The organism is Nonomuraea sp. NPDC050202 (assembly GCF_040656115.1).
GTDB lineage: Bacteria > Actinomycetota > Actinomycetes > Streptosporangiales > Streptosporangiaceae > Nonomuraea.
The window spans coordinates 61991-82139 of record NZ_JBFALF010000025.1 but is presented as its reverse complement, the minus strand read 5'-3'; the positions used below and the strand labels follow the sequence as shown (position 1 = coordinate 82139).

Annotated in this window: 18 protein-coding genes; 9 read left to right on the top strand and 9 right to left on the bottom strand. The window is 71.4% G+C overall.

What is annotated here, in order from left to right; all coding sequences use genetic code 11:
• Positions 1–35: 35 nt before the first annotated feature.
• From AB0I79_RS43825 to AB0I79_RS43815, 3 genes are all read left to right on the top strand, one after another.
• Positions 36–2297 (top strand): WD40 repeat domain-containing serine/threonine protein kinase, encoded by a 2262-nt coding sequence (locus AB0I79_RS43825; protein WP_357886323.1) that lies wholly within the window; start codon positions 36–38, stop codon positions 2295–2297.
• Between the two features lie 31 nt (positions 2298–2328).
• Complete coding sequence (locus AB0I79_RS43820; protein ID WP_357886322.1) at positions 2329–4305, top strand: beta-propeller domain-containing protein; 1977 nt, start codon at positions 2329–2331, stop codon at positions 4303–4305.
• 156 nt (positions 4306–4461) lie between these two features.
• Positions 4462–5712, top strand: a complete 1251-nt coding sequence (locus tag AB0I79_RS43815) for a S8 family peptidase (RefSeq protein ID WP_357886320.1) — start codon at positions 4462–4464, stop codon at positions 5710–5712.
• A 76-nt stretch (positions 5713–5788) separates the two neighbouring features.
• Here the strand turns inward: AB0I79_RS43815 and AB0I79_RS43810 are convergent, their stop codons facing one another.
• Together AB0I79_RS43810 and AB0I79_RS43805 are read right to left on the bottom strand one after the other, a co-directional pair.
• Complete coding sequence (locus tag AB0I79_RS43810; protein WP_357886318.1) at positions 5789–7528, bottom strand: glycerol-3-phosphate dehydrogenase/oxidase; 1740 nt, start codon at positions 7526–7528, stop codon at positions 5789–5791.
• 68 nt (positions 7529–7596) lie between these two features.
• A complete protein-coding gene (locus tag AB0I79_RS43805; RefSeq protein WP_357886316.1) occupies positions 7597–8367 on the bottom strand; it encodes a DeoR/GlpR family DNA-binding transcription regulator in 771 nt (256 codons plus the stop codon).
• A 130-nt stretch (positions 8368–8497) separates the two neighbouring features.
• On the opposite strand from AB0I79_RS43805, the gene AB0I79_RS43800 reads away from it, so the two are divergent.
• Genes AB0I79_RS43800 through AB0I79_RS43785 form a run of 4 tightly spaced genes read left to right on the top strand, consistent with a single transcriptional unit; the run spans position 8498 to position 12238 of the window.
• Positions 8498–9370, top strand: coding sequence for an SIS domain-containing protein (locus tag AB0I79_RS43800; RefSeq protein ID WP_357886314.1), 873 nt, complete (start codon positions 8498–8500; stop codon positions 9368–9370).
• Positions 9367–10500, top strand: coding sequence for an N-acetylglucosamine-6-phosphate deacetylase (gene nagA, locus AB0I79_RS43795; protein ID WP_357886312.1), 1134 nt, complete (start codon positions 9367–9369; stop codon positions 10498–10500). The genes AB0I79_RS43800 and nagA overlap by 4 nt, the downstream gene beginning before the upstream one ends.
• Positions 10500–11402, top strand: a complete 903-nt coding sequence (locus AB0I79_RS43790; protein ID WP_357886310.1) for a 1-phosphofructokinase family hexose kinase — start codon at positions 10500–10502, stop codon at positions 11400–11402. Before nagA ends, AB0I79_RS43790 begins: the two co-directional genes overlap by 1 nt.
• Before the next feature lie 11 nt (positions 11403–11413).
• Positions 11414–12238 (top strand): class II fructose-bisphosphate aldolase, encoded by an 825-nt coding sequence (locus tag AB0I79_RS43785; protein WP_357886308.1) that lies wholly within the window; start codon positions 11414–11416, stop codon positions 12236–12238.
• Here the strand turns inward: AB0I79_RS43785 and AB0I79_RS43780 are convergent.
• The 5 genes from AB0I79_RS43780 to guaB form a co-directional block, all read right to left on the bottom strand.
• Positions 12228–12662 (bottom strand): GNAT family N-acetyltransferase, encoded by a 435-nt coding sequence (locus AB0I79_RS43780; protein ID WP_357886306.1) that lies wholly within the window; start codon positions 12660–12662, stop codon positions 12228–12230. The genes AB0I79_RS43785 and AB0I79_RS43780 overlap by 11 nt on opposite strands.
• Positions 12659–13435 (bottom strand): aminoglycoside phosphotransferase family protein, encoded by a 777-nt coding sequence (locus AB0I79_RS43775; RefSeq protein ID WP_357886304.1) that lies wholly within the window; start codon positions 13433–13435, stop codon positions 12659–12661. Before AB0I79_RS43775 ends, AB0I79_RS43780 begins: the two co-directional genes overlap by 4 nt.
• A gap of 100 nt (positions 13436–13535) precedes the next feature.
• Positions 13536–14726, bottom strand: coding sequence for an RNA polymerase sigma factor (locus tag AB0I79_RS43770; protein ID WP_357886302.1), 1191 nt, complete (start codon positions 14724–14726; stop codon positions 13536–13538).
• Positions 14727–14889: 163 nt separating this feature from the next.
• Complete coding sequence (locus tag AB0I79_RS43765) at positions 14890–16011, bottom strand: GuaB3 family IMP dehydrogenase-related protein (RefSeq protein ID WP_357886300.1); 1122 nt, start codon at positions 16009–16011, stop codon at positions 14890–14892.
• A gap of 4 nt (positions 16012–16015) precedes the next feature.
• Entirely contained in the window at positions 16016–17497 is a 1482-nt protein-coding gene (guaB, locus tag AB0I79_RS43760) for an IMP dehydrogenase (protein ID WP_357886298.1), read from the bottom strand.
• Positions 17498–17968: 471 nt separating this feature from the next.
• Here guaB and AB0I79_RS43755 point away from each other — a divergent pair, with 471 nt between their 5' ends.
• Both AB0I79_RS43755 and AB0I79_RS43750 read left to right on the top strand, forming a co-directional pair.
• Entirely contained in the window at positions 17969–18985 is a 1017-nt protein-coding gene (locus AB0I79_RS43755; protein WP_357886296.1) for a LuxR C-terminal-related transcriptional regulator, read from the top strand.
• A gap of 39 nt (positions 18986–19024) precedes the next feature.
• Positions 19025–19402: a DUF5319 domain-containing protein gene (locus tag AB0I79_RS43750; RefSeq protein WP_080043188.1), complete on the top strand. Its 378-nt coding sequence runs from the start codon at positions 19025–19027 to the stop codon at positions 19400–19402.
• Here the strand turns inward: AB0I79_RS43750 and AB0I79_RS43745 are convergent.
• Both AB0I79_RS43745 and AB0I79_RS43740 read right to left on the bottom strand, forming a co-directional pair.
• On the bottom strand, positions 19363–19515 hold the full coding sequence (locus tag AB0I79_RS43745) for a hypothetical protein (protein ID WP_253752728.1): 153 nt from the start codon (positions 19513–19515) through the stop codon (positions 19363–19365). The genes AB0I79_RS43750 and AB0I79_RS43745 overlap by 40 nt on opposite strands.
• Positions 19512–20147, bottom strand: a complete 636-nt coding sequence (locus tag AB0I79_RS43740; protein ID WP_225293976.1) for a sigma-70 family RNA polymerase sigma factor — start codon at positions 20145–20147, stop codon at positions 19512–19514. The genes AB0I79_RS43745 and AB0I79_RS43740 overlap by 4 nt, the downstream gene beginning before the upstream one ends.
• Positions 20148–20149: the final 2 nt, after the last annotated feature.

Genomic DNA, 20149 nt, shown 5'->3' with positions numbered 1-20149 from the left:
TTTGCGGATCCGCGGCATAGGGCCAGAATCCCCTCATGGCATCCTTCGCTCCGCTCCGACCCGGAGATCCACAGCGGCTGGGGGGCTTCGAGCTCCTCGGCCGGCTCGGCGAGGGCGGTCAAGGCGTCGTTTACCTGGCCAAGGACCACGCGGGCCACAACGTGGCCGTCAAGTGGCTGCGGCCCGACCTGTCGGGCGACCAGGTGAGCGTCGAGCGGTTCCTGCGCGAGGTCCAGGTGGCCCAGCAGGTCGCGCCCTTCTGCACCGCCGCCGTCCTGGGAACAGGGGTCGAGCAGGACAGGCCGTTCATCGTCAGCGAGTTCATCGAGGGCCCCTCCTTACAGCGGGTCGTGCAGGAGGAGGGGCCGCGCACGGGCTCCGTCCTGCACCGGCTGGCCATCGGCACCGCCACGGCGCTGGCCGCCATCCACCAGGCCGGCATCGTGCACCGCGACTTCAAGCCGGCGAACGTGATCATAGGCGCCGACGGGCCGCGCGTGATCGACTTCGGCATCGCGCGGGCGCTCAACGCCACCTCCACGATCAGCAGCATGGTCGTGGGCACGCCGTCGTACATGCCGCCCGAGCAGGTCATGGGTCACACCGTCGGGCCGGCCGCCGACATGTTCTCGTGGGCCAGCGCCATGGTGTTCGCCGCCTCCGGGCGGGCGCCGTTCGGCAGCGACACGATGCCCGCGGTGATCAACCGCGTGCTCAACCAGCAGCCCGACCTGAGCGCGCTCGGCGAGGGCCCGCTGCGTGACGTGGTGGTGGCGTGCCTGGCCAAGGACCCGGCGCAGCGGCCCACGGCCGAGCAGGTGATCATGCGGCTGCTGCAGCAGCCGGCGCCGAACCCCGGCATGCTGGCGCAGGGCGCCGCCGAGGCCGCCCCCGCCGGGCCGTACGCGCCTCCGGCCGGCCCGCCCTCGGGCCCGTACGGGGGCCCGCCCTCCGGCCCGCCGTTCGGCTCCCCCACAGGCCCACCCCTGGGCCCACCCACGGGACCGCCCTCGGGTTCGCCCTCGGGTTCGCCGTTCGCGTCACCGGCCGGCTCCCCGCCGGGGCCGAGGTCCGGCAACGTCCCGTACACGACCGGCGCCCAGTTCCCCCAGCACCAGCACCAGCAGCCGCCGTGGCAGCAGCCCACGACCCCGCCCTACGGGCAGCAGGGCATGTACACGCAGGCGCCGCCGCGCAAGAGCGGCAAGGGCCCGCTGATCGCCGGCATCACGGTGGCGGTGGCGCTGCTCCTGCTCGCCGGCGTCATCGTGATCATCCAGATCGACAAGGCCTCGACGACGACCGTGGCGGTCGGGACCGGCACGCCGGAGTCCAGGCGTTCGTCGAAGAGCGCCGAGCCGTCACCGACGGTGCCGGCCGTGCCGGAGACCGGCACCAGGAGAACGCTCCCCGGCGGCAGGATCTCCCTGTACGAGCACCCCGCCGACGCCATCGTGCTGACCTCCTACGAGGTCTACGACAAGCAGGACGACGACTGGATCGACTACGCCAGGGGCTCGCTGCGCGGCACGTTCACGAAGTTCCAGGAGAACTGGGAGTCGATGGTCTCCCCCGACGGGAAGCTCCTGGCCACCAGGGGCAGGAGCTACAGCTCCGACGACTACGACTTCATCGTCATCACCGACCGCGACTCCGGCGAGCGTACGACGATCAAAACCGTCAAGGAGCCGCTGATCAGCAGCATCAGGGCCTGGTCGAAGGACGGCTCCAAGATCCTGCTGAACGTCGAGAAGAAGAGCGGCAGCAAGTGGCTCTACCTCGGCTTCGTCATCGTGGACGTGACCGCGAAGACGGCCGACGTGACCAACGTGAGCGACACCTCCATCCGCGGCACCGCCTTCGGCTTCGACGGCGACGACGAGGGCGTGGTCAACGTCTACGGCAGCGAGACCAACCGCAACCTGCGCTTCTTCGACACCGAGGGCAAGGCCACCCGCTCGCTGACGGGCATCGGCACGCTCTCCGCCGGCACGCAGGACATCTTCTCGCCGTCGGGCGAGACGTTCGTCACCAACTGCCCCAACGGCGGCGACGGCGACCACTGCATCTGGGACACCGCGACGGGCGAGCGCGTGAAGAAGTTCTCCTCCGACTGCGACAAGGTGCTCGGCTTCTACGACGAGAGCCACCTCTACTGCTGGGAGCAGGACAACGGCGCCAACGACGAGATCCAGGTACTCGACTTCACCGGCAAGCTGCTGCGCAAGATGCTCGAAGTGCCCAACGACCTCGACTTCAGCCCGGCCTTCACCGCCAACCCGTCCAAGGGCTCCTGAACCATCCCGCCCGCGCAGCCGTGATGAGGGCATGAAGACGTTGATCCGCACGGCCGTGACCGCCGCCGCGCTCGCGACGGTCACGGCCGCCTGCACCTCTTCGACAGGAGGCTCCGCCCCGCCCCCGAAGGTGACGTCGCTCGGCGCCGTCCGCCTGGTGGCCTACAGCAGTTGCGACGACGCGCTGGCCGGCCTGCGCGAGCAGGCCGCCGCCAACGTCACCGCCTACGGCTTCGGCGGCGTCATGCCGTTCGCGGTCGCGCAGGACGCGGCGGCCGAGAGCAAGGCCAGGGTGGCGGCGACACCGGAGCACTCCACCACGAACGTGCACGAGGCCGGCGTGGACGAGCCCGACCTGGTCAAGACCGACGGCAACCGGCTCATCACGGTCGCGGACGGCACCCTGCGGATCATCGACACGGCCACCAGGAAGATCACCGGATCGGTCAAGCTGACCGAGGGCGAGGGCGGCCCCGGCCTCCCCGCCGACCTGCTGGTCTCGGGCGACCGCGCGCTGGTGCTCATGCGCGGCGGCGACATCATGTACAAGGCGCGGTCGATCGGGCCGCCCGGCGACACCCGCTACGTCGTGGTGGACCTGGCGGGCGAGCCCAAGGTGCTGAGCACGATCCGGCCGCAGGGCTCGTACGTGGACGCCAGGATGATCGGCTCCACGGTCCGGCTCGTCACCCGCAGCCAGCCCGACATCGCCTTCCCCGAGCCGAAGCAGAACGCCACGGAGGCCGATCTGGTCAAGGCGAACCAGGACGCCGTCCGGCGCGCGCCGGTGGACGCCTGGCTGCCGAAGATCGAGATCACGGACGCGTCGGGCGCCGTCAGGAAGGACACGGTCGCGTGCGAGCGGGTCAGCCACCCCGCCGACTACACCGGCACCTCGATGCTGACGGTGCACACCATCGACCTGACGCAGGGCGTCACGGCCGCGGGCACCGACCCGATCAGCCTGGCCGCCGACGGCGACGTGGTGTACGGCACCGGCCAGAGCCTGTACGTGGCCAGCAACCCGCGCTGGTGGTTCCCGGTGGCCCGCCCGCTCCCCGTCGAGGAGCCCCCGGCCTCCTCCTCGGACGCGGTCGCCCCCGCGGTGGAGCCCACCCCTGACGACCCGGCGGTGTCCCCGCCGACCCATCGGCCGACGCCCACGATGCCGCCGGAGGAGACGCAGGTGCACCGGTTCGACATCACCAGGCCCGGCGCGCCCGCGTACGTGGCCTCGGGCAAGGTGCCCGGCCGGCTGCTGAACCAGTACTCGCTGTCGGAGCACGACGGTCACCTGCGCATCGCCACCACCGTGGACTCCGGCGACGAGAAGACCAGCTCCAGCTCCGTCCACGTGCTCAGGGCCGACACCCTGGCCGAGGTCGGCGAGGTCGGCGGCCTCGGCAAGGGCGAGCGCATCTACTCGGTCAGGTTCATCGGGCCGATCGGCTACTGCGTCACGTTCCGGCAGGTGGACCCGCTCTACACGCTGGACCTGCGCGACCCGGCGGCGCCGAGGGTGACGGGCGAGCTGAAGATCACGGGCTACTCGGCGTACCTGCACCCCGGCAGCGAGGGCCGGCTCATCGGCATCGGCCAGGAGGCCAGCGAGCAGGGCAGGACGCTGGGCACGCAGGTCTCGCTGTTCGACGTCAGCGACCCGGCCGCACCGCGCCGGCTGTCGCAGTTCTTCCAGAAGGACTCGGGCTCCGGCGCCGAGTGGGACCCGCACGCGTTCCTGTACTGGCCGAAGACCGGCCTGTCGGTGATCCCGCTGAACAAGATGGACGAGTCGGGCGCGCTCGTGCTCCGGATCGGTGACGCGGAGGTCAAGGAGCTGGGCATGATCAAGCACCCGAAGCAGCGCCAGGAGGGCGGTTACAGCTACGAGCCGGGCATCCAGCGCTCGATGGTCATCGGCGACTCGTTGTGGACGGTCTCGTACGAGGGTGTCCAGGTCAACGACCTCGCCACGCTGTCCTCACAAGCCTGGATCCCACTCCGTTAAGCAACCAAAGGGTGCCGGTTCGTAGCGAACCGGCACCTTTTTTGTGGACTTATCCCGACAAATGGTGAAAACTTTGCTTACACCCTAGTGTCGGACCGGCTGGTTCGTGTCATAGCGGGCGGGCCGGTCCCGGAACCAGAAAGGGCCCACGCTGCCATGCGACCACGCACCCCCCTGCTCGCATTGCTCGTCAGCGCGCTGGCGTTACTCGCCGCACCCCTGCCCGTCTCAGCGACAGCAGCCGCCCCGGACGGCACGTACATCGTCCAGCTCAACCCCGCCACCCGCGCACTGCACGGCGCCGCCCAGAACCAGGTGGCCGACCTCGGCGGCGAGCTCGTCGGCGTGTACGAGCACGCGTTCAAGGGCTACACCGCCCGCCTGAGCGCGACCGCCGCCGAACAGCTCAAGCGCAACCCGAACGTCATCAGCGTGGAGCCCGACGCCGAAGTGCACGCCTTCGTCCAGACCGTGCCCACGGGCGTCAGGCGCGTCTTCGGCCCGGCCAACCCGAACCTGGACATCGACGGCACCGACGACGTCCGCATCGACGCGGACGTCGCCGTCGTGGACAGCGGCGTGGACAACACCCACCCCGACCTGAACGTGGTCGCCCGGGCCAACTGCGTGACCGGCGTCTGCGTCAACAACTCCGGCACCGACGACAACGGCCACGGCTCGCACGTCGCGGGCACCGTCGGCGCCCTCGACAACACCATCGGCCCGGTGGGCGTGGCGCCCGGCGCCCGCATCCACGGCGTGAAGGTGCTCAACGCGGCCGGCTCCGGCACCCTGTCCGGCATCGCCGCCGGCATCAACTGGGTGGTGGCGCGCGCCTCCACCATCGAGGTCATCAACCTCAGCCTCGGCTGCAACGGCTGCTCCAGCAGCGCGATCAGCACGGCGATCACGAACGCGGTCAACGCCGGCATCGTGGTCGTGGTGGCCGCGGGCAACAGCCACACGAACACCTCCTCGTTCTTCCCCGCCAACCACCCCGACGTGGTCACCGTCTCCGCCCTGACCGACAACGACGGTTTGCCCGGCGGTTCCGGGGGCAGCACGCTCTCGTGCCGCAGCGAGACCGATCAGGACGACACCTCGGCGTTCTACTCCAACTACGGCTCCACGGTGGAGATCACGGCGCCGGGCACGTGCATCTACTCGACCTACCGCGCCGGCGGCTACGCCACGATCAGCGGCACCTCGATGGCCAGCCCGCACGTGGCGGGCGCGGCCGCCCTGCTCACCTCCGGCAGCCACAAGCCGACGACCAGGGCGGGCTCCCTGGCCGTGCGCGGCACGCTGATCTCGACCGGCAACGCCAACTGGACCGACGACTCGGGCGACGGCGTCAAGGAGCCGCTGCTCGACGTCCACGACGCCACGCGCTACCCGCCCGCGTGAGCTGATACCACCCTGGAACGGGCGGTCCGCGGACCCCGCAGCGCCGCGGGCCGCCCCTCCTAACCGGCCGGCTCGCTCATGGGGTGTGCTCCGGGACGACGACGGGGACGATCTCCGGCGCGCCGAGCCTGATCGCGTCGGCCTCGTGGTCGGAGTCCTGCTCCTGCGAGCGGCGCTCGGCCTCCACGCGCTTCGTGTAGTACTCGACCTCCCTCTTGACCTGCTCGCCGTCCCAGTCGAGCGGCCCGGCCAGCAGCTCGGCGGACTCCTGCGCCACCGCCACCCCGCGGTGGAAGGTCTCGATGGAGATGCGCGTCCGCCGGGTCAGCACGTCGTTCAGGTGCCGGGCACCCTCGTGGGTGGCGGCGTAGACGATCTCGGCGCGCAGGTAGTCGTCGGCCCCCGACAGCGGCCGGGCCAGCGACGCGTCCTGCTCGATCAGCTCCAGCACCTCGTCGATCAGCGAGCCGTAGCGCTGCAGCAGGTGCTCGATCCTGGCCACGTGCAGCCCGGACTCCTGGGCGATGCGGTACCGGGAGTTCCACAGCGCCTGGTATCCCTCCGCGCCCGCGAGCGGGATGCGGTCGGTGCACGAGCGGGGCACCCGCTGGTCCAGGCCGTGCGCCACGGCGTCCACCGCGTCCCTGGCCATGACCCGGTACGTCGTGTACTTCCCGCCGGCGATCATCACCAGCCCCGGCACCGGGTGCGCGACCACGTGCTCCCTGGACAGCTTGGACGTCTCGTCCGACTCGCCCGACAGCAGCGGCCGCAGCCCCGCGTACACGCCCTCGACGTCGTCGCGGGTCAGCGGCACCGACAGGACCGCGTTGACGTGGTCGAGCAGGTAGTCGATGTCGGTGCGGGAAGCGGCGGGGTGGCTCTTGTCGAGCGTCCATTCCGTGTCGGTGGTGCCGATGATCCAGTGGCGGCCCCAGGGGATCACGAACAGCACCGACTTCTCCGTACGCAGGATGATGCCGGTCAGCGAGTGGATGCGGTCGCGCGGGACGACGAGGTGGATGCCCTTGGAGGCGCGCACGTGGATCTGGCCGCGCCCGCCCACCAGCTCCTGGATGTCGTCGGTCCAGACGCCGGTGGCGTTGACCACCTGCCGGGCGCGTACCTCGAAGTCCTCGCCGCACTCCAGGTCGCGCACCCGCACGCCGGTGACCCGCTCCCCCTCCCGCAGGAACCCCACCACCTGCGCCCTGGGCGCGATGTGCGCGCCGTACGTGGCCGCGGTGCGCAGCATGGTCATCACGTAGCGGGCGTCGTCGACCTGGGCGTCCCAGTACTGGACGGCGCCGGTGAAGGCGGTCTTCTTCAGCGCGGGCGCCAGCCGCAGCGCCCGTGACCTGGATAGGTGCCGGTGCCCCGGCACGCCGCGGGTCAGCCCGGTGGCGAAGCCCAGCGTGTCGTAGAGCGCCACGCCCGCGCCCACGTAGGGGCGCTCCCACCCGTAGTGGGTCATCGGGAACAGGAACGGCACCGGCCGCACCAGATGCGGCGCGAGGCGCTGCAGCAGCAGCGCCCGCTCCTGCAGCGCCTCGCGCACCAGCTCGAAGTTGAGCTGCTCCAGGTAGCGCAGGCCGCCGTGGATCAGCTTGGACGAGCGCGAGGACGTGCCCGAGGCGAAGTCGCGTGCCTCGACGAGGGCCACGTCGAGCCCGCGGGTCACCGCGTCGAGCGCGATGCCCGCCCCGACGACGCCGCCGCCGACCACGACCACGTCGAGCTCCTGGGACGCCATGCTCTCCAGCGCCTCCGCCCGCTCCGCGGGCCCGAGCCGGGCCGCGCTCCTTCCCGACGTCATAATTCCCCCTGGAACGCCTGTGGTCTGCGTTCCATACCTACCCTCGGACGTATCGCCCTGTAACGCCCTCAGGCACGTACGACCTTCACACCCGCGTCCGTGAGCTGCCCCGCCAGCCGATCCGAGAGCTGGGCGTCGGTGACCAGCGTGTCGATCCGGCCGATCGGGCAGATCCGGGAGAACGCCCGCTTGCCGATCTTGGAGGAGTCGGCCACCACCACGACCTGCGCCGCCCTGCTGATCAGCAGGTGGTTCACGCTGGCCTCGCCCTCGTGATGGGCCGAGGCGCCCAGCTCGACCTCCAGCCCGTCCACGCCCAGGAACGCCACGTCCAGGGTCACCTGCTCCAGCACGCCGCCGGCCAGCGGCCCGATCAGCTCGTACGACTGCTGCCTGGCCACCCCGCCGGTGACCACGATCTTGACGTGCTGCCGGACGGTCAGCTCGGCCGCGATGTTCAGCGCGTTGGTGACGATCGTGAACCCGGCCTCCAGCGACGGCAGCGTCGCAAGGGTGCGGGCCAGCTCGGAGGTCGTGGTCCCGCCGTTGAGGCCGATCACGGCGCCGGGCGTCACCAGCTCGGCCGCCGCCAGCGCGATGCGGTGCTTCTCGTCGGCGTTCCTGGCCGTCTTGTACCGCAGCGGCAGGTCGTAACTGACGCTCTGCGCCACCGCTCCGCCCCGCGTGCGCATGAGCATCTGCTGCTGGGCGAGCTGGTCGAAGTCCCGCCGGATCGTCGCGGTGGAGACGTCGAGCGCCTGGGCCGCCTCCTCCACCGACAGCCTGCCCTCCTGCGCCAGCAGCTCGAGGATGGCGTTCCAGCGGTCGTAGCGGGACACGGAGGCCTCCTGGGGCATGGGGAACAGGAGCAAGCGTGGCACAACCTGGAACGCCAGGGCTACCGGTGTTCATTTGTGCTCTGTCCTGATATAAAAAGCGCAGAAACAATCAACCATGGGGAGGCAAGTGGTGACCACCCACACCGAGGCCGAGATCGCGTCCCAGCCGTCCTGCTGGCGCCGCGCCGTCGCGAACGTCCCCGCCGACGCGCTGCCGCGCCGGGGCGAGCGGGTCGCCGTCGTCGGCTGCGGTACGTCGTGGTTCATCGCGATGGCGTACGCGGTGCTGCGCGAGCGGGCCGGGCACGGCGAGACCGACGCGTTCGCCGCCTCCGAGTTCCCGCAGGGTCGCCGCTACGACCGCGTGCTGGCGCTGTCGCGCTCGGGCACCACGACCGAGGTCCTCGACCTGCTGGCCAGGACGACCGGCAAGAGCGTCGCCATCACCGCCGACCCCGACACGCCGATCATGTCGGCCGCCGGCGAGGTCATCGTGCTCGACTACGCCGACGAGAAGTCGGTCGTGCAGACCAGGTTCGCCACCACGCAGCTCGCCATGCTCCGCGCCTCCCTCGGCGAGGACCTCACCCAGGCGATCGCCGACGCCGAGGAGGCCGTGGCCGCGCCGCTGCCCGACACGCTGGTCCAGGCCGAGCAGTTCAGCTTCCTGGGCACCGGCTGGTCGGTCGGCCTGGCGCAGGAGGCGGCGCTGAAGATGCGCGAGGCGTCCCGCTCGTGGACGGAGGCCTACCCGGCGATGGAGTACCGGCACGGCCCGATCAGCATCGCCGCCCCCGGCCGCGTGACGTGGATGCTCGGCACCGCCCCCGAAGGGCTGCGCGCGCAGGTCGAGGAGACCGGCGGCACGTTCTTCGAGACCTCGCTCGACCCCATGGCCGAGCTGATCCGCGCCCAGCGGGTCGCGGTGGCGCGGGCCTTCGCCCAGGGGCTGAACCCCGACGAGCCCATGCACCTCACGCGATCTGTGATCCTTTCTTCATGAGCCTTACTCTTGCCGACGCCAGGATCGTGACGCCCGAGGGCGTGCACGAGGGGTGGCTGACCATCGAAGACGGCCGCATCACGCACGTCGGCCACGGATCCGCCCCGGGTCCCGGCCTCAGCGTGGGCGGCCGGCACGTCGTGCCGGGGTTCGTGGACGTGCACAACCACGGCGGCGCGGGCGGCTCCTTCCCCACCGGCGACCTCGACCAGGCGCGCGAGGCCGTGGCGCTGCACCGCCGCCACGGCACCACGACCACGATGGCCAGCCTGGTCACCGACACGGTCGAGGGCCTGACCAGGGCGGCGTCGGCACTGGCCGAACTGTGCGACGAGGGGCTGCTGGCCGGCATCCACTTCGAGGGCCCGTACATCGCCAGGTCCCGCTGCGGCGCCCACGACCCGACGCGGCTGCGCGAGCCCTCGCCGCAGGAGTTCGCGGGGCTGGTGAAGGCGGGGCGCGGGCACGTGCGCATGCTGACCATCGCGCCCGAGCTGCCGGGCGCGCTCGACACGATCAGGATGGCCGTCGCGGAAGGCGTGCTCGCCGCCATCGGCCACAGCGAGGCCGGCTACGAGCAGGCGATCGAGGGCATCGAGGCGGGCGCCACCGTGGCGACCCACCTGTTCAACGCGATGCCGCCGCTCGGCCACCGCGCGCCGGGGCCCGTGGCGGCGCTGCTGGACGACGAGCGGGTGACGGTCGAGCTGGTCAACGACGGGGTGCACGTGCACCCGGCCATGCTGCGCCTGGCGTACGAGGTGGCCGGGCCCGGCAGGACGGCGCTGATCACCGACGCGATGTCGGCCACCGGCCTGGGCGACGGCGACTACGTGCTGGGCTCCATGGCGGTGCGGGTGGACGACGGCGTGGCCCGGCTGGTCGAGGGCGGCTCGATCGCGGGCTCCACGCTGACGATGGACGTGGCGTTCCGGCGCGGCGTCCAGGAGCTGGGCATGTCGCTGCCCGACGCCGTCCAGGTGACCTCGCTGACACCCGCGCGGCTGCTCGGCCTGGCCGGCAGCATCGGCTCGATCGCCGTCGGCAAGGCGGCCGACCTGCTGGTGCTCTCCGATTCGCTGGAAGTGGACGGCGTGCTGAAGGACGGCGTCTGGATCACGGAGCCTTAATGATCATCACGGTGACGCTCAACCTCGCCCTCGACGTGACCTACCAGGTGCCCGGCGTCGACTGGGACGGGGTCAACCGGGTCAGCGCGGTGCACAGGCGCGCGGGCGGCAAGGGCGTCAACGTGGCCAGGGTGCTGGCCGCGCTCGGCCGGGACGTGCTCGTCACGGGCCTGGCCGGCGGGCCGACCGGCCGCGCGATCGAGGCCGACCTGCGCGCGGCCCGCCTGCCCAGCGCCCTGTACGGCATCGACGGCGACTCGCGCGCCACCCTCGCCGTCACCGACCCCGACCACACGGCCCTGTTCAACGAGCCGGGCCCCGAGGTCACCCCCGACGAGCTGGCCGGCTTCGTCCGGCACTACAGCAGCCTCCTGGCGACCGCCGACGCGGTCGTGCTGTCCGGCAGCCTGCCGCGCGGCGTCCCCGCCGACACCTACGCCACGCTGGCGGCCATCGCGGCCGACCGGGGCGTGCCGTCCATCGTGGACGCCGACGGCGACCCCCTGCGCCACGCGCCCAAGGGCCGCCCCTCGATCCTCAAGCCCAACGCGGACGAGCTGGCCAGGGCCGTGCCCGGCGGCACCCCGGCCGAGGGCGCGCAGGCGCTGCGCGCCCAGGGCGCCGGGGCCGTGGTGGTGTCCATGGGCGCCGACGGGCTGATGGCCGTCACCGGGGAGGGCACGTTCGCGGCGCGGATGCCGTACACCGTGCGGGGCAACCCGACCGGCGCCGGCGACTCGCTGGTCGCCGGGCTGGCGCTGGGCCTGGTCGAGCCTGATCCGTGGCCCGACCGGCTCAGGCGGGCGGCCGCGCTCGGCGCGGCGGCCGTGGCCAGGCCCGTGGCCGGCGAGTTCGACCCCGACGTGTACGCCGACATCCACCCCCAGATCATCATCACGTAAGGAGCCTCGCCATGCCCCTCGCCCCCATCGGCGACATCGTCAGCCAGTCACCCGCAGGGGTGGGCGCGTTCAACGTGATCCAGCTGGAGCACGCCACCGCCATCGTGGCGGGCGCCGAGGCCCTGGGCCTGCCGGTCGTGCTGCAGATCAGCGAGAACTGCGTGCGCTACCACGGCGCGCTGGAGCCGATCGCGCTGGCCTCGCTGGCGGTCGCCAGGAAGGCGGAGGTGCCGGTCGCGGTCCACCTCGACCACGCCACCGACCGGGCGCTCGTCGAGGAGGCGGTGACGCTGGGCCTCGGCTCGGTGATGTACGACGCCTCGGCCCTGCCCGACGAGGAGAACGTCGCCGCCACGGCCGAGGTGGCCGCCTGGTGCCACGAGCGCGGCGTGTGGGTGGAGGCCGAGCTGGGCGAGGTCGGGGGCAAGGACGGCGTGCACGCGCCCGGCGCCCGCACCAAGCCGCACGAGGCGGTCGACTACGTGACCAGGACCGGCGTGGACGCGCTGGCCGTGGCCGTGGGCACCTCGCACGCCATGACCACCAAGGACGCCGTGCTGGACCTGGAGCTCATCGCCGAGCTGCGCGCGGCAGTGCCGGTGCCGCTGGTGCTGCACGGCTCCTCAGGGGTGCCCGACGACGTGCTGCGCGAGGCCGTACGGCAGGGCATGAAGAAGATCAACATCGCGACCCACCTGAACAAGGCGTTCACCGGCGCCGTACGCGACTACCTGGTCCACGACGAGCGGGTCGTCGACTCGCGCAAGTACCTCAAGGCCGGCCGCGACGCGGTGGCCCGCGAGGTCAGCCACCTCCTGGGCGTCCTCACGGGCTGAGCTGCTTGCGCATGAGGACGGCCGAGCGGCCCTCGATGCCCTGGCGGCCGGTCTCGCGATAGCCGAGCGACTCGTACAGGGCGATGTTGGCGGTCATCCTGACGTTGGTGTAGAGGCGCAGCGCGGGCAGCCCCAGCCTGCGCGCCTCCCGCTCGGCGTGGGCCATCAGCGCCCGCCCGATGCCCCTGCCGTGCAGCTCGGGACGTACGGCCACGTTGTCCACCAGCAGCACGCCCTCTTCCGGCACCAGCACGATGAGCCCTTCCAGCCCGTCGGTGACGTGCACCCGCCCGTCGGCGATGAGCGCCGCGTAGTCGGACTCCAGCGGCAGCGGCGGCATGCCGATGACCTCGATCCACGGCGTGTAGGCGTCGTGGACGAGCTGTTCCACGGCGGCCCTGTCGCCCTCCTGCGCAAGTCTCATGCGCCCAATGTAGTCAGCACCCGCTCGACCTGCCGCTGGAAGGTCCCGGGCGGGTTGCGCGGGTGCTCGTGCGACAGCAGGAAGAACCAGACGAGCGCGTGCACCTTGCGGCACTCCTTGGTCCGCCGCTCCTCCTGCGGGCTCAGCTCGAACCTGCGCGCGATCTCCACCTCCCCGTCCACCCACATCGACACGTGCTCGGCCAGCTCGGCCACCTCGAACGCGACGTCGCTGCGCCCGGAGTCCTCGAAGTCGACGATGCGCACGCGCGAGCCGTCCCACAGGAAGTTGGCCAGGTTCCCGTCCCCCGCGCCGAACACCTCCCGGACCCCGGCCTCGCCGGGCGACCAGCTCTCCAGCCAGCGCAGCCCCTCCTTGACGGCCCGGTCGGCCAGCGGCTCCCTGGGCTGCCAGGCGGCGCAGCGCATCCTGACCCAGTCGACGAGCGCCTCGCGCTGCCAGGGGCGTACGGGCAGGCCGCGCAGCACGTCGCCCGGCACGGCGGCGTGCAGCTCCGCCAGCGCCCCGGCCATGGCCGACACGTGCCTGGCCCGCGCGAACAGCCCGCGCAGCGGCACGCCGGGGATCCTCGACATCGTCACCGCGCCGCCCTCGAACGCGATCGGCTCGGGCGCGAGCCCCGGCGCGTGCTCGGCCAGCAGGGTCAGCGCCCGCCACTCGCGCTCGGCCGCGCCCGGCTTGCTGTCCTGGTAGCGCTTGACGACGCGGTCGCCCTCGTACGTCAGCTCGTGCGTGTGCTGAAGATCAGCCATTCCCGCATGCTAGGGCAACAACCGCTCAACGGCGCTGGTCACGATACCCGTGGCAACGCCCACCGCCGCCGCCACACCCCCGCCTGGCGGATCCGGCCCGTCACAACCGGCCCCGCAGGAACTCCCGCTCCACCTCGTTGCCCGACCGCGCGATCGCCGCCTCGTACGCCTCCACGGCCTCCGTCTCCCGCCCCAGCCGCCGCAGCAGATCGGCCCGCACGGCGTGGAACAGGTAGTACTCGCCCGCCCCGATCCCCTCGACCACCCGCAACGCCTGCTCGGGCCCCTCCGCCTCGGCCACGGCCACGGCCCGGTTCAGCGCCACCACGGGGGTCGGGGTGAGGGTCAGCAGCAGGTCGTACAGCTTGAGGATCTGCTCCCAGTCGGTCTCCGCCGCGCTCGCCGCGTCACCGTGCACCGCGTTGACGGCCGCCTGCACCTGGTACGGCCCCGGCTCGCCACGCCGCAGGCACCGCCGGACGAGCTCCTGCCCCTCCTCGAGGAGCTCCCGGTCCCAGAGCTTCCTGTCCTGCTCGGCCAGCGGCACCAGTTCGCCGCCCGCCCCGGTGCGGGCCGCCCGCCGCGACTCGATGAGCAGCATGAGCGCGAGCAGCCCCATGACCTCGGGCTCGTCCGGCATCAGCGTGGCCAGCAGCCGCCCGAGCCTGATGGCCTCGGCACACAGCTCCTCGCGGACGAGCCGGTCGCCCGAGCTGGCCGTGTACCCCTCGTTGAAGATCAGATACACCACCGCCAGCACCGCCCGCAGCCGGGCGGGCAGGTCGGCCTCCTCCGGGATCCGGTACGGGATACGCGCGTCCCGGATCTTGCCCTTGGCCCGGACCAGCCGCTGGGCCATGGTGGCCTCGGGCACGAGGAACGCCCGGGCTGTCTCCGCCGTCGTGAGCCCGCCCAGCAGCCGCAGGGTGAGCGCCACCTGGGCGTGCGTGGCCAGCGCCGGATGGCAGCAGGTGAAGATCAGCCGGAGCCGGTCGTCGCGCACGGGCCCCTCGTCCACGTGCTCGGCGGGGGCGTGCAGCAGCGCGGCCTGGGCGTGCTTGTCGTGCCGCGCCGACTCCCTGCGCAGGCGGTCGATGGCCCGGTTGCGCGCGGTGGTGATGATCCATCCGGCGGGGCTCGGCGGCGGGCCGGCCTGCGGCCAGTGGCGCAGCGCCACGGTGAAGGCCTCCTGCACCGCCTCCTCGGCCAGGTCGATGTCGCCGAAGACGCGCACGAGCACCGAGACCGCCCTGCCGTACTCCTCGCGGAAGACCCGCTCGACCTCGGACACCCCTAGAACCCGGAGCCCGCCCTGCGCTGCACACTGGAGAGATGGCGCTGGAGCGCCGCCACCTGCTGTTCGAGCCGGGCGATCCTGTCCTCAACCGATTCCATGGCAGGAACCCTACGTCGCGGCCGCCACCCGCGCAGAACGGGCGGCGGCCACCCGGAGGTCAGCGCTGGATCGGCGCCACCACGACCTCGACCCGCTGGAACTCCTTGATGTCGGAGTAGCCGGTCGAGGCCATGGTCCGCTTCAGCGCGCCCATCAGGTTCATCGACCCGTCGGCCACGCTCGACGGCCCGTGCAGGATCTGCTCCAGCGTCCCCACCGTGCCGAACGCGACCCGCCGCCCGCGCGGCAGGTCGGGGTGGTGCGCCTCGGAGCCCCAGTGGAACCCGTGCCCGGGAGCCTCCACCGCGCGCGCCAGCGGCGAGCCCACCATCACGGCGTCGGCGCCGCAGGCGATGGCCTTGGCGATGTCGCCGGAGGTGCCCATGCCGCCGTCGGCGATCACGTGCACGTAGCGGCCGCCGGACTCGTCGAGGTAGTCGCGCCGCGCCGCCGCCACGTCGGAGATCGCGGTGGCCATCGGCACGGCCACGCCCAGCACGTTGCGGGTGGTGTGCGAGGCGCCGCCGCCGAAGCCCACCAGCACGCCGGCCGCGCCGGTGCGCATCAGGTGCAGCGCGGCGGTGTAGGTGGCGCAGCCGCCCACGATGACCGGCACGTCCAGCTCGTAGATGAACTGCTTGAGGTTGAGCGGCTCGGCCCGCCCCGACACGTGCTCGGCCGAGACCGTGGTGCCGCGGATGACGAAGATGTCGACACCCGCGTCGATCACGGTCTTGTGGTACTGGACCGTGCGCTGCGGCGACAGCCGGACGGCGGTGGTCACCCCGGAGGCGCGGATCTCCTCGATCCTGCGGCCGATCAGCTCTTCCTTGATCGGCGCGGCGTAGATCTCCTGCAGCCGCTTGGTGGCCGCCTCCTGGTCGAGGGCGGCGCACTCCTCCAGCAGCGGCAGCGGCTCCTCGTAACGCGTCCACAACCCTTCGAGGTCGAGCGGCGCCAGGCCGCCGAGCCGCCCGATCTCGATGGCGGTGGCCGGCGAGACCACGCTGTCCATGGGAGCGACGACCACGGGCAGCTCGAACCGGTAGGCGTCGATCTGCCAGGCGATCGAGACCTCCTCCGGGTCACGGGTGCGCCGCGAGGGCACCAGGCCGATCTCGTCAAGCGAGTACGCCCGCCGCCCGGTCTTACCCCGGCCGATCTCCACCTGCTGAGTCATGAACTTACCTTCTGTGATAGTTCGGAGCTTCCACGGTCATCTGGATGTCGTGGGGATGGCTCTCCTTGAGGCCCGCCGCCGTGATCGGCATGAGCTCGCAGTCGGTGTGCATCTGCTCGATCGTGCGGCAGCCCGCGTACCACATGCCCTGGCGCAGCCCGCCGACGAGCTGGTGGGCGACGGCCGCGACCGGGCCGCGGTAGGGGACCTGACCCTCGATGCCCTCGGGGATGTACTTGTCCTCGCCGCCGACGTCGGCCTGCGCGTAGCGGTCCTTGCTGAAGGAGGTGCCGCCGCGCTCGCGGTTGCGCACGGCGCCGAGCGAGCCCATGCCCCGGTACGACTTGAACTGCTTGCCGTTGATGAAGATCAGCTCACCGGGCGACTCCTCGCACCCGGCGAGCAGCGAGCCCAGCATGACCGTGTCGGCCCCGGCGGCGATGGCCTTGACGATGTCGCCGGAGTACTGCAGGCCGCCGTCGCCGATCACCGGCACCCCGGCGGGCGCGCACGCCTTGGACGCCTCGTGGATGGCCGTGACCTGCGGCGCGCCGACCCCGGCCACGACGCGGGTGGTGCAGATGGAGCCGGGGCCCACGCCCACCTTGACGGCGTCGGCGCCGGCGTCGACCAGCATCTGGGCGCCGGCCCTGGTCGCGATGTTGCCGCCGATGACCTCGACCTTGCTGTTGGCCTTGACCTTGGCGATCATCTCGGCCAGCCCCTTGGAGTGACCGTGGGCGACGTCCACGACCACGACGTCCACGCCGGCCTCGATCAGGGCCTTGGCGCGCAGCTCGGCGTCGCCGCCGACCCCCACGGCCGCCCCGACGATCAGCCGCCCGTCGGCGTCCTTGGTGGACAGCGGGTACTGCTCGCTCTTGGTGAAGTCCTTGACCGTGATCAGGCCGCGCAGCCTGCCGTCGGCGTCCACCAGCGGCAGTTTTTCGATCTTGTTCTGCCGGAGCAGGGCGAACGCGTCGTCACGCGAGACCCCCACCGGTGCGGTGACGAGCGGCATCTTCGTCATGACCTCGCGGACCGGCCGCGTCTGGTCGGTCTCGAAGCGCATGTCACGGTTGGTCACGATGCCGACCAGCGTGCCCGACACGTCGGTCACGGGCACCCCGGAGATCCGGTACGTGGCGCACAGCCGCTCGACGTCGGCCAGCGTGTCGTCGGGGCTGCACGTCACCGGGTTGGTGACCATGCCGGCCTCGGACCGCTTGACCAGGTCGACCTGCTGGGCCTGCTCCTCCACCGACAGGTTGCGGTGCAGGATCCCGATGCCGCCCTGCCTGGCCATGGCGACCGCCATGCGGGCCTCCGTGACGGTGTCCATGGCCGCGGAGATCAGCGGGATGGACAGCGTGATGCCCTTGGACAGGCGAGATCGGGTGTCGGCCTCCCCTGGCTGCAGGTCCGAATATCCGGGCACCAGCAGCACGTCATCGAAGGTCAGACCCATCTCGGTGAACTTGGACATGCCGCGGCCCCCTCCTGCCTAGCGTTGATGTGCACCAAGTCTAGGCCCTGCCTCCAAAACGCACGGAAGCCGGGAGGACGAAGACCCCCACGATGGGTCGCGTTCGGCGACCCCTCTGCAGGCAACGGTCTCCCGCGCCTGCGGTCCTCGTACTCCCGGCCTCGACAGAGTGCCGGGGGATGGGACGGTCGGTGATCCGTCCCATCCCCCGGCCACCGGCATCCGGGCAACGGCGGCGCGACACGCCACCGAACCCCCCTCCGCGTCCTGATGGCCGGCGCAACCGCGCCCTTGGCTGGATGCCGACGCTAGGTAAAGCCTGCGTTACTCAACGGCACATCGCAATGTGAAAACGTGCAATTGCACGAAGTTGCACGTCGCGCCAGATCAGTCCGCGCAACACGCGGACAGGAAGGGAACGCGGGGTTATCCTCGCGGCACGCCCGTGTCCCCCCAACGGAGCCGCCCATAATGCGCAACGAGCCGCGAATCATGTCCGATCCGCTCGAGACACTGGGCCTCGATCCGGCCCAGACCGCGCTCTACTCTGCGGTGCTGCGCCTGCACAGGGCAACCCGCTCGGATCTGGCGCAGGCCATGGACGGCCCGATCGAGAAGGTCGGCCGCCAGCTCGACGACCTCGTCAAGCTGGGCGTGATCGACGAGCAATCGGGGCAGTACCTGGCCAGACACCCTGCGGCGGCACTCGGCCGGCTGATCGCCGAGCGGCTCGACCGGCTGGCGGAGGAGAGCCGCAGGATCGACTCGGCGCTGGGCTCGATTCGCGGGCTGATCCGCGACTACGACGCCGGGCGCGACTATCGCAGCGGCCCTTTCACGGTGGAGATGGCGAGCGGGGCGGACATCCTCTACGAGAGCGTGGTGGGTATCGCCGTGCAATGTCAAACCCCACCAATGCCTTTACTCACCGCCGTTCCGGACGACCGTACTATGACGGATTTTGCCCGGAAATTTGCGGATCCATGGATTGATGCGCAAAAACGGAATTTGCTTACCGTTCAAGCGATCATCCCGGTTTCCAGCCTGGTGCTCCCCGGCGTCCGCGACCAGCTCACCCGCCTCACCGAGGCCGGCGGCGAGGTGCGCACGCTGGACCGGGTGCCGAGCTGGTTCCTGGCCGTCGGGCCCGAGACGGCCGGCCTGCCCGCCCACTGGGGCGGCAACCTGCCCGACCACGCCTACAACTTCTACCTCGTGCGCACCTCCGTCGTGGTGGGCGTGCTCAGCTCGCTCTTCCGCGAGCTGTGGGCCCGCGCCGTGCCCCTGCCGTGGGGACGCGGGAGTGACGGCACGCTCCAGGTGCTGCGCCTGGCCGCGCAGGGCATGTGCGACGACTCGATCGCCCGCCAGCTCGGCGTGTCGGTCCGCACCGTACGCGCGCGCTTCGCCGACGCCATGACCGAGCTGGGGGCTCAATCCCGCTTTCACGCGGGCGTCGAGGCGGCCAGACGCGGATGGCTGAGGTAAACCCCACCGCGCGGGCCGCTTCGGTCATATGGTGGGAAGGTGCTGGAAGACGTCCCCCGCGATCCGTTCGCGGACGACCCGAACGACCCGTCCTCGGCGATGGGCGCGCTCGACGACGCCGAGCCACTCACCGCCGCCGAGCGCGACGAGGCCATCACCGACCTCGCGGACGTCGAGGTCTTCCGCTCCCTGCTCGAACCGCAGGGGGTGCTGGGGCTCGTGCTCGACTGCCCTGAATGCGGCGAGCAGCACTTCTTCGACTGGGAGCTGCTGCGCGGCAACCTCAAACAGATGATCGAGAAAGGCCAGCCGCAGGTGCACGAGCCGGCCTTCCACCCCGACCCCGCCGACTACGTCAGCTGGGACTACGCCCGCGGCTACGTCGACGGTGTCATCGACACGGAGGAGCGCCGCTGATCGACGTCATCGAGCAGCGCGGCGAGCAAGCGCGCCGCGGGATCGCCTGAATCGGGCAGCTCTCCACGACCGAGCGCGTCGAGCAGCGCATCGGTCTCTTCCTCAGGCGTCAAGCCGACTCCAGCTCGGCCATCTGCCTCAATCTCGCCAGCGCCCGATGCTGGGCGACACGGACCGCACCCGGTGACATACCGAGTACATTACCGGTCTCCTCGGCCGACAACCCCGACACCACCCGCAACAGCAGCAACTCCCGCTGATTGTCGGGCAGCCTGGCCAGCAGCCGCCGGGCGTACTCCACCTCGATGTAGCGGACCACCGTCTCTTCCGGCCCGGGACCGTCGTCGGGCCCGTCGGGCAGATCCTGTGTCGGCACGGCGGAGCGCACCGAGCTCCGCAGCGCGTCGGCCACCTTGTGCGAGGCGATCCCGAACACGAAGGACGCGAATGGCCGCCCCATGTCCCGGTACCGCGGCAGCGCGGACAACACCGCGATGCACACCTCCTGGGCGACGTCATCGGCAATGTGATATTGCCCTGAAACCCTGCCCAGCCTGGCGCGGCAATACCGCACCACCATCGGACGCAACTCACCGAGCAGGGATTCGATCGCACTGCGATCTCCCTGCACGGCGAGGCTCGTCAGTTCCCTAAGGTCGGAGTCATCCGTCCGTGCCGGAAGTCTCGACGCGAGCCTTACCCCAATTTTGGCGTCGGCGACGCTTCCCTCGCTCACGATAGGCATGA

What these genes read in the sequence shown, in the direction of transcription:
- AB0I79_RS43825 (WP_357886323.1), top strand. Translation starts at nt 36, where the DNA reads ATGGCATCCTTCGCTCCGCTCCGACCCGGAGATCCACAGCGGCTGGGG.
- AB0I79_RS43820 (WP_357886322.1), top strand. Translation starts at nt 2,329, where the DNA reads ATGAAGACGTTGATCCGCACGGCCGTGACCGCCGCCGCGCTCGCGACG.
- AB0I79_RS43815 (WP_357886320.1), top strand. Translation starts at nt 4,462, where the DNA reads ATGCGACCACGCACCCCCCTGCTCGCATTGCTCGTCAGCGCGCTGGCG.
- AB0I79_RS43810 (WP_357886318.1), bottom strand. Translation starts at nt 7,528, where the DNA reads ATGACGTCGGGAAGGAGCGCGGCCCGGCTCGGGCCCGCGGAGCGGGCG.
- nagA (WP_357886312.1), top strand. Translation starts at nt 9,367, where the DNA reads ATGAGCCTTACTCTTGCCGACGCCAGGATCGTGACGCCCGAGGGCGTG.
- AB0I79_RS43790 (WP_357886310.1), top strand. Translation starts at nt 10,500, where the DNA reads ATGATCATCACGGTGACGCTCAACCTCGCCCTCGACGTGACCTACCAG.
- AB0I79_RS43785 (WP_357886308.1), top strand. Translation starts at nt 11,414, where the DNA reads ATGCCCCTCGCCCCCATCGGCGACATCGTCAGCCAGTCACCCGCAGGG.
- AB0I79_RS43780 (WP_357886306.1), bottom strand. Translation starts at nt 12,662, where the DNA reads ATGAGACTTGCGCAGGAGGGCGACAGGGCCGCCGTGGAACAGCTCGTC.
- AB0I79_RS43775 (WP_357886304.1), bottom strand. Translation starts at nt 13,435, where the DNA reads ATGGCTGATCTTCAGCACACGCACGAGCTGACGTACGAGGGCGACCGC.
- AB0I79_RS43765 (WP_357886300.1), bottom strand. Translation starts at nt 16,011, where the DNA reads ATGACTCAGCAGGTGGAGATCGGCCGGGGTAAGACCGGGCGGCGGGCG.
- guaB (WP_357886298.1), bottom strand. Translation starts at nt 17,497, where the DNA reads ATGTCCAAGTTCACCGAGATGGGTCTGACCTTCGATGACGTGCTGCTG.
- AB0I79_RS43755 (WP_357886296.1), top strand. Translation starts at nt 17,969, where the DNA reads ATGCGCAACGAGCCGCGAATCATGTCCGATCCGCTCGAGACACTGGGC.
- AB0I79_RS43740 (WP_225293976.1), bottom strand. Translation starts at nt 20,147, where the DNA reads ATGCCTATCGTGAGCGAGGGAAGCGTCGCCGACGCCAAAATTGGGGTA.